This is a genomic window from Limosilactobacillus frumenti DSM 13145 (assembly GCF_001436045.1).
GTDB lineage: Bacteria > Bacillota > Bacilli > Lactobacillales > Lactobacillaceae > Limosilactobacillus > Limosilactobacillus frumenti.
On record NZ_AZER01000023.1, the window covers coordinates 1 to 212 of the forward strand.

A 212-nucleotide genomic window follows, 5' to 3' on the forward strand; every position below is an offset into this window, starting at 1 on the left:
GAAAGGAAGCATGAATCATGGAAATTAATGAAGATGCTCTTAAGAACTTCCAAAACTCGAAGTTTGATTTTGTTGATGCAAAGGGTAACGATGTTGACTTCAGTAATCTGAGCGACGACGTAAAGTACACTTTACGTGACGGCAAGGAAATTGTTGAAGACAACATGAGTGCCAAGGACGTTGTTGACACAATCAACAATGAGTATGGCAAG

General features: G+C 39.6%; 1 protein-coding gene. It reads left to right on the forward strand.

Going from position 1 to position 212, the window contains the following annotated elements:
- Positions 1 to 17 precede the first annotated feature (17 nt).
- The coding region (locus tag FD27_RS07455; RefSeq protein WP_057752122.1) for a hypothetical protein at positions 18 to 212 on the forward strand (195 nt) is incomplete at its 3' end.